General features: G+C 65.2%; 9 protein-coding genes. 4 read left to right on the top strand and 5 right to left on the bottom strand.

The genetic code is table 11. From position 1 onward, the window contains the following. The coding region (locus tag EN991_RS16040) for a PLP-dependent aminotransferase family protein (protein ID WP_164769109.1) at positions 1-1126 on the top strand (1126 nt) is incomplete at its 5' end. Positions 1127-1197: 71 nt separating this feature from the next. Here EN991_RS16040 and EN991_RS16035 read toward each other — a convergent pair. Next, positions 1198-1692 carry a hypothetical protein gene (locus EN991_RS16035; RefSeq protein ID WP_244506842.1) on the bottom strand — a complete coding sequence of 165 codons (495 nt, stop codon included), beginning with the start codon at positions 1690-1692 and terminating at the stop codon, positions 1198-1200. A 118-nt stretch (positions 1693-1810) separates the two neighbouring features. On the opposite strand from EN991_RS16035, the gene EN991_RS16030 reads away from it, so the two are divergent. After that, positions 1811-2410 carry a DUF922 domain-containing protein gene (locus EN991_RS16030; protein WP_027160753.1) on the top strand — a complete coding sequence of 200 codons (600 nt, stop codon included), beginning with the start codon at positions 1811-1813 and terminating at the stop codon, positions 2408-2410. A gap of 166 nt (positions 2411-2576) precedes the next feature. On the opposite strand, the gene EN991_RS16025 is transcribed toward EN991_RS16030, so the two are convergent. After that, the gene (locus EN991_RS16025; RefSeq protein WP_127366159.1) at positions 2577-3635 is read right to left on the bottom strand and encodes a Gfo/Idh/MocA family oxidoreductase; all 1059 of its coding nucleotides are present in this window, start codon (positions 3633-3635) and stop codon (positions 2577-2579) included. A gap of 49 nt (positions 3636-3684) precedes the next feature. Beyond that, a complete protein-coding gene (locus EN991_RS16020; RefSeq protein ID WP_013530747.1) occupies positions 3685-4389 on the bottom strand; it encodes an SDR family oxidoreductase in 705 nt (234 codons plus the stop codon). A 127-nt stretch (positions 4390-4516) separates the two neighbouring features. Between EN991_RS16020 and gcvA the strand changes: the two genes are divergently transcribed. Further along, positions 4517-5419: a transcriptional regulator GcvA gene (gcvA, locus tag EN991_RS16015; protein WP_127369120.1), complete on the top strand. Its 903-nt coding sequence runs from the start codon at positions 4517-4519 to the stop codon at positions 5417-5419. A gap of 35 nt (positions 5420-5454) precedes the next feature. On the opposite strand, the gene EN991_RS16010 is transcribed toward gcvA, so the two are convergent. After that, complete coding sequence (locus EN991_RS16010) at positions 5455-6186, bottom strand: 3-keto-5-aminohexanoate cleavage protein (protein ID WP_127369119.1); 732 nt, start codon at positions 6184-6186, stop codon at positions 5455-5457. Positions 6187-6393: 207 nt separating this feature from the next. Here EN991_RS16010 and EN991_RS16005 point away from each other — a divergent pair, with 207 nt between their 5' ends. Further along, positions 6394-6588 (top strand): hypothetical protein, encoded by a 195-nt coding sequence (locus tag EN991_RS16005; protein ID WP_024501638.1) that lies wholly within the window; start codon positions 6394-6396, stop codon positions 6586-6588. Between the two features lie 54 nt (positions 6589-6642). Here the strand turns inward: EN991_RS16005 and EN991_RS16000 are convergent. After that, the coding region (locus EN991_RS16000) for an EAL domain-containing protein (protein ID WP_164769108.1) at positions 6643-7416 on the bottom strand (774 nt) is incomplete at its 5' end.

Genomic DNA, 7416 nt, shown 5'->3' with positions numbered 1-7416 from the left:
GGAGATCGAGGTCGCGGCGTCGCTACCTTGCGGCCTTGGCGTTGCGGTCTCCGATCCGCGCACGCTTGATATGTTTCGCATCCTTCTGTCGCGCCACCTCACCCGCCCCGGATCGGAGCATTTCCGCTATGGCGATCCGCGCGGCGGCCTGCCGCTGCGCACGGCAATTGCCACCTATCTCAGGACCGCACGCGGCGTGCGCTGCGACGCCGGCCAGATCGTGCTGACGTCGGGCACACAGCAGGGGCTCGATCTCCTGGTGCGTGCAGCACTTCGTCCCGGCGATGCCGTCTGGATCGAAAACCCCTGCTATCCCATGGCGCACGCCGTGCTGGCCGGCAGCGGGGCCAGGGTTTTTGGCGTACCCGTCGACGCGGAAGGGCTCGATCCCGAGATCGGCGAAAGCCTGTGCTCCAAGGCGCGCGCGGCCTATGTCACGCCCTCGCATCAATATCCGCTCGGCGTGACGATGACGATGCGCCGCCGTCTCGCTTTGCTCGACTGGGCGCGGCGCAACGATGCCTGGATCATCGAGGACGACTACGACAGCGAGTTCCGCTATGCCGGCCCGCCGCTGACCTCGCTGCAGGGCATGGACGGCTCGGGCCGTGTCGCCTATCTCGGCACCTTCTCGAAAATCCTCTTCCCCGGCCTGCGCATCGGCTATGTCGTGGTGCCCGAAGCGCTGCTCGATGCCGTCATGGCGGTCAGGGCGCGCTCCGACCGCTTCCCCTCGACGTTGGCCGAAGGCGCGCTGACCGACCTGTTGAACGAGGGCCATTTCGCCGCGCATCTCAGGCGCGTGCGCCGCCGGGTGCAAGCCGCGCGCGACGTGCTGGTCGCCGGCCTCGAGACGCATTGCGGCGATGCCCTCGAAGTAACCGTGCCCGAACAGGGGCTGCACTTGATGGCGACGCTGAAGCACGCCGGGCCGGACACGGCGATCGTCGAGGCGGCGAAGGCGGCAGGTGTCGGCGCCAGGGCCTTGTCCTCGATGTTCATCGGCGGGGCGTCCCGGCAAGGCCTGGTGCTGGGTTTTTCCGGGTTTTCGGACGAGGAACTGATGGCCGCGACGGTACGACTGGGTGGGGTGATGGGCCGCAGTCCCGGCCGCCAAACTACCTGATCCTGCTCAAACAATCCTAGGGCGAAGCAGGAGCGCAGCTCCGTCTCGGAGGCCCTCGGATGACGAAGTCCTCAATCCCCATCGGCGGGCTGGGCCTTGCCGCACTGCGCCAGCACCTTGCCGATGGCCGCGCTTGAACCCTTCAGCGGAAAGCTGATCTCGCCATATTTGGCTGAACTGACCGACACATCGCCCTTGCCGCGCAACAGGTCGAGCAGCGGATCGGCTTTCGCCAGGTTGACCACGAAGTAGTTGTACATGGCCTCCAGCTGCAGCGCCTTAGTTACCGTCTTGCCGTCGGCCTTGAACGCGAACGAACCGCTGATGCCAGGCTCCAATTGCTGGCCGTTGGCGCCGAGATCGTAGCTCAGCACCGGCGTGTCGAAACAGGTCAGCATCAGATACGCATCGCCTTTCGGCCCGCCGCAGACCGAGGCCGTCAGCACGCTGCCGCCCTCGTCTTCCTCCATCCTGGCGCTCCAGCCGCCGCACGACGCGGCAAACGCCGGTTGCGCGGCCTGCAGGACCGCTACCGCACCGGCGACGACGAGATGTGCAACTCTCATGGCTCCCCCAATTGACTGCCTTCAGGGCATTTGCAGCGCCCGTCGCCAGCATATAGGAAAAAGCGATCCGATGGCATTGCCCCTTGCGGCAGCCGGTCCTGTTTCGCGGAGAGTTGGATTGAGAGCCTGCATTCGCCTGTGTCTGTCCTTTGCCGCCCTGCTGGCCTTGCCGCTCACCGCTCATGCCGAGTGGAAGCCGGTCGAGAAGATCGAGCCCTACGCGATCTCGGGCCAGTCCGGCGCCGAACTCTACCGCTCGATCGGCGAGAAAGGGCCAAAGCTCGGCATTGCCCGCGCCATCGCCTACACCAATTTCAAGCTGACCTGGGGGCTAAGGGATTACAAGCCCAGCGGCAAGGACTGCGTGCTGACGGCCGGGCGGCCGAAGCTGATCGTCACCTACACTTTGCCGAAACCCTCCCGCTCCCTGCCGCCGGCCGTCCAGAAGAACTGGGACACCTTCATCGCCGGCGTCGCCGCCCATGAGAAGGTGCATGGCGCCAGCATGGTCCAGATGGTCCACGACATCCAAGCCGCGACGGACGGCCTGACCGTCGCCGACGATCCCGAATGCAGCAAGACCAGGGCCGAGGTGGTCAAGCGGCTCGACGCGATCTCGAAGGCGCGGGTGCAGGCAAGCCGCGACTTCGACCGTATCGAATTCGGCAATGGCGGGAATTTGCAGAAACTGGTTTTTTCGCTCGTGACCGGCCCCTGAAGCCACCTGACACGGATCAGGAGGCGGGCACTGATGACTTACCAGGAGCAGCAATTGAAGCTGCCGATCTCCCCCCTTGCGAGGGAGATGGCCGGCAGGGCAGAGGGGAGTCTGACAGAACTCGGCCCCTTCCAGCTACTGCGGTATGGGCGCGAGGTGCGAGCCCTCACCGCGTTTCCGCGTTCGCTCTCAGCTCCGCCCGCTTCTCGTCCGACACCACGGCCAGATCCAGCACCTTCTGCAATTCGGCCGCATGGCGGAAGGACGGTTCGGCCTGCACGCCCGTGCGCACCGCGTCAGTGAAACGCTGGTAGTTGGTCTCCACCGTGCCGGGGTCGCGCTCTTCCCATATGGCGTTCTCGACATTCTCCCCCACGCATGCCTTGAGCGTCGAACCGTCGAGATTGTGCACCACTTCGATGCCGCCCTTCTCGCCATAGATGCGCAGACGCAGTTCGTTGAGATGGCCTGTTGCCCAGCGGCTGGCATGCACCACGCCGAAGGCGCCGTTGGAAAAATCCAGCGTCATGGCGAAGCTGTCATTGGCGTCGAGTCCGTAGTCGCCGATGCGGTTGCCGGGCGCCTTGTCGAAGGCGCGCAGCCGGCAGAATACATGGTCGATGTCGACGGCTGCGCCATAGCTGGCGAAATCGAGGATGTGGATGCCGACATCGCCGAGCACGCCATTGGAACCGTGGCCGCGCGACAGCCGCCACAGCCATTTCGGATCGGTGCGCCAGTCGCCCCAGAATTTCGACACCAGCCAGCTCTGCAGATAGGACGCCTCGACATGCCTGACGGTGCCGATCTCGCCCGCTTGCACCATCTGGCGCGCTTTCTGCAGCGCGGCCACATTGCGATAGGTGAGGTTCACCATGTTGACGATGCCGGCAGCCTCGGCGGCATCGGCCATCTCGGTCGCCTTGCCGAAGTTTTCGGCCAGCGGCTTTTCGCACAGCACCGGCTTGCCGGCGGCGATCAGCGCCATGGTGGTCGGGTGGTGGATGCGGTCGGGCGTGACATTGGCCACCGCGTCGAACTCGCCCCATGCCAGCGCCTCCTCCAGCGCGGTAAAGCGGTTGGGAATGTCAAAGCTGTCGGCGAACTCGCCAACCCGCGCCGGATCGACATCGACTGCGCCGACAATGTCGACGCCCTCGATGGCGCTGAAGCGCCGGGCATGTTCCTGCGCCATCCAGCCGGTGCCGAGTATCAAAAGCCGCATTATTTGCTCCTTGGGGTGAGATGCCGGAATCCCCTCCCGGCCGACGCCCTCAAATAGCGCGTATAATGCCGCCGTCGACCCGGATGTTCTGGCCGGTGATGTAGCCGGCGCCCTCCGACGCCAGGAAGGCGATGGTCGCGGCGACCTCTTCCGAAGTCCCGTAGCGCTGCATCGGCACCGAGTCGCGGCGTTCTTCGGTGGCCGGCAGGCTGTCGATCCAGCCGGGCAGCACATTGTTCATGCGCACATTGTCGGCGGCATAGGTGTTGGCGAAGATCTTGGTGTAGGCGGCAACGCCGGCTCGGAACACGGCGGACGTCGGGAACATCGGGCTCGGCTCGACCACCCAGGCCGTCGAGATGTTGATGATGGCCCCACCCTTCTGCTTGACCATCTGGGGCGCCACGATGCGCACCGGCCGGATGACGTTGAGGAGGTAGACGTCCATGCCGGTGTGCCATTGCTCGTCGGTGATCTCGAGGATCGGCGCACGCGGCCCGTGGCCGCCGCTGTTGACCAGCACGTCGATGCGGCCATAGCGCTCCAGCGTCAGGTCGACGAGGCGGTGCAGATCGTCGTTCGACTGGTTGGAGCCGGTGACGCCGAGCCCGCCAAGCTCCTTGGCCAGCGCCTCGCCCTTGCCCGAAGAGGAAAGAATGGCAATCTTGAAGCCGTCCGCCGCCAGCCGCTTGGCCGCCGCCGCCCCCATGCCGCTGCCGCCGGCCACCACCACAGCTACTTTTTCTACACTCATCGGATTTTCCTCTCAGGGTTTGCGGGCACCGCAAGCGGTGTTTTCGGGAGTTGAGCGTCGATATAGCTGGTTTTCCCCGTCGGTTCGAACCAGAATGCCTGAAATCAACCTGTAGAAAAACTACTGCATGCCCGAAACCTTCCTCAGCTTGCCGCCGTTGAATGCGCTGCGCGCCTTCGAAGCCTCGGCGCGTCATCTCAACTTCCGCATCGCGGCCGAAGAGCTCAACGTCACGCAAGGGGCGGTCGCCCAGCACATTCGCGGGCTGGAGGCCGATCTCGGCACGAAGCTGTTCGAGCGGCTGCCGCGCGGCCTGGCGCTGACCGATGAGGGCCGCGCCTATGTCCCCAACATCCGCCGCGCCTTCGACCTGATCTCGGAGGCGACGCTGCTGCTTCGTCCCGAGCCGGCGCGGCTGACGATCAGCGTGACGCCGAGTTTCGCCACCAAATGGCTTATCCCGAGACTGCACGACTTCGTCGCGCACCACCCGCTGGTCGACCTGCGCGTACTGGCCAGCGAAAGCCTGTCGAGCTTCCAGGCCGATGGCGTCGACATCGCGGTCAGGCAGGGCCGCCCACCCTTCGGCGCCGGGCTGGTCGTCGACCTGCTGTTTCCCCAGCAGATCGTCGCCGTGTGCAGCCCGGCCCTGCTGCCGGCCGGCGCGATCGAGATCGCGGCCTCCGAAATCCAGCACCACGTACTGCTGCACGATGCCCACAATCTGTGGCCGGAATTCACGGAAAAGGCGGTCGGCCTGAAGATGACGACCGAACTCAAACGCATGCGCTTCAACCAGACCGGCCTCGCCATCGACGCGGCGGTGGCCGGCCAGGGCATTGCGCTGGCCAGCCGCTTTCTCGTCGCCGCCGACCTCGCCGCCGGCCGTCTGGTTCAGCCCGTCAGCGGCGAAATGCGCGGCACGCAGGATTTTTATGTCGTGATGCCGAGAAAACAGCGCCATCCCGAGCCGACGCAAGCCGTGCGGCAATGGTTGCTGGATGCTGGAGAGCGACGACCTTTGTCGTGAGACCTTCGCACGCACGGAGACGTCAAGCCGCTTGCCTATGAGGCAACGACGGGCGCACCGCGAAAGATCGCCACGGCGGCAGCGACGATTTCCGCATTGTCCTTGGCCGTCCTGCCATCGGCGAGCGTCTTGCCGTCTTCCAGACCGACCCGTGTCGACCAGCGCTGGCGATGCGCAAGCTCGACGAGGGGCCAGACAGTCGTGTCGACGCCATGCAGCAGGATCGGCTGCCGTACCCCGGCGCGCTCGAGTACGGCGGCGATGCCATGCGCTTCATCGAGTGCAGCGGACAGATCGGGGATGTCGATCTCGATCAGATTGCGCAGCACCTGGTTGTGGCCGGGAAGCGCTACGAAGCGCTCGGCATCGGCGACGACGGCAAGCCCCGTCTCGATGCCTACACCACGCTGGCGCAGCAACTCCATCACGGCGGGCGCATCCGGTTCGGACAGGTTGACCGAAGCATAGTCAGGCAGGTCTCGCCAGCCGGCGATCGCCGCGCGGGTCCGCTCGACGTCGTTCTCGATCCAGGCGCCGGTCGACACGCCAACCAGTGTTCCCGGGCAGGTCCGGCGCACCGCCAGCACCGTGGCGTCGACGGCTGCCAGGCTTTCGCGTCCGTCGGTGCCGCGCGGATGGATATGCAGTTCGGCCGCTCCAGCGGCGACGCAGGCTGCCGCATCGCTGGCCATTGCCTCGGCGGTCAGCGGCAGCTTCGGGTGGAAATCGCGCGGACGCGCGCCGTTGATGCAGGCCTGGACGATCATCGATGTCACCTTGCGCAAGGGGCCGCAGTGTAGCTGTGCGGCGTTGAAACTGCCAATCTCCCCCTCGTAGGGGAGATCGGCAGCTTCAACGCCGCGCGCCTGCTCACAACATTCGGCGGCATTTGAATAAAAGCCGCTTGTGGATATTTACCCGGCGTTCCCTCGTCTCCGGCAAGCTCTTTTTAGGGCGGGATCATGGAGGGACCATTGACCAGCGATTTTTCAGCCGCCCGCATCCACCTCGAACGCGCCTATCATTATCTGCAAGGCAATGACGAGACGAGCCGTGCCGCCTGTGACGCGCTCGATCTGTTGATCGAAGCGGTGACGGAGGCGCAGCACAGGCGACCCGAGGCTGGAGTGCTGGAGTTCCCGCAATCGACGGCGCGGCGAACCGGATAGAAAGTGTCGAGTTTCAGGCCAGTCCGGCCTGGCCTGAAACTCGCCGCACCCGGATCACGATGCCTTGCGGGCCGTCGCTCCCTTGGTTGCGCGCGCGACAATTCGCTCGAGCGGCTCCGGCCGGTGCAGCAAAAATCCCTGGCCGAAGGCGACCCCCATGTCGCTCAACATGGCCAGCGTGTCCTGCCGTTCGATCTTCTCACCGACCACGTCGCAACCGAGGCTACGGGCAATGCTGGTGATGGCCAGCACGATCTCGCGGTCGAAGCGGCTTTGCGTGATGTGCTCGATGAAGGAACCGTCGATCTTGATCGTGTCGACGGGGAACCGCCGGAGATATTCGAACGAGCTCATGCCGGCTCCGAAATCATCGAGGCCGACCCGGCAGCGCCGCTCGCGCGCCTTGCGCACGAACTGTTCGGCGGCATCGAAATTGGTGACGGCGGCGGTTTCGGTGATCTCGAAGCCGATGCCCGAATGCGGCGCCCCGGTTTCTTCTATGACGCTGTCGACGAAGTCCCAAAGCTGCGGATCGCTCAGCGTCTGCGCCGACAGATTGAAGCCAAGCGTCAGCGCCCCCGAACGCAAGGCGGCACCATGCCGCGACAGCGCGGTGCGGATGATCCAGCGATCGAGCCGCGACGCGATGCCGAACCGCTCGGCCACCGGAATGAACTCGCCGGGTGGCACCAGCCGGCCGTTGCGTGCGGCGAGCCTGGCCAAGACTTCGACATGGCGGCTTTCCTGCCAGGGGCGGCCCAGAAGATGGATTTCCTGGCCAAACAGCTTCAGCCTACCGTCTTCCATGGCATCGACCGTATCGGCGAC

This window comes from Mesorhizobium sp. M7A.F.Ca.US.005.03.2.1 (assembly GCF_003997795.1).
GTDB lineage: Bacteria > Pseudomonadota > Alphaproteobacteria > Rhizobiales > Rhizobiaceae > Mesorhizobium > Mesorhizobium ciceri.
This window is presented reverse-complemented; position numbering and strand designations above follow the sequence as displayed.

What these genes read in the sequence shown, in the direction of transcription:
- EN991_RS16035 (WP_244506842.1), bottom strand. Translation starts at nt 1,692, where the DNA reads ATGAGAGTTGCACATCTCGTCGTCGCCGGTGCGGTAGCGGTCCTGCAG.
- EN991_RS16025 (WP_127366159.1), bottom strand. Translation starts at nt 3,635, where the DNA reads ATGCGGCTTTTGATACTCGGCACCGGCTGGATGGCGCAGGAACATGCC.
- EN991_RS16020 (WP_013530747.1), bottom strand. Translation starts at nt 4,389, where the DNA reads ATGAGTGTAGAAAAAGTAGCTGTGGTGGTGGCCGGCGGCAGCGGCATG.
- gcvA (WP_127369120.1), top strand. Translation starts at nt 4,517, where the DNA reads ATGCCCGAAACCTTCCTCAGCTTGCCGCCGTTGAATGCGCTGCGCGCC.
- EN991_RS16010 (WP_127369119.1), bottom strand. Translation starts at nt 6,186, where the DNA reads ATGATCGTCCAGGCCTGCATCAACGGCGCGCGTCCGCGCGATTTCCAC.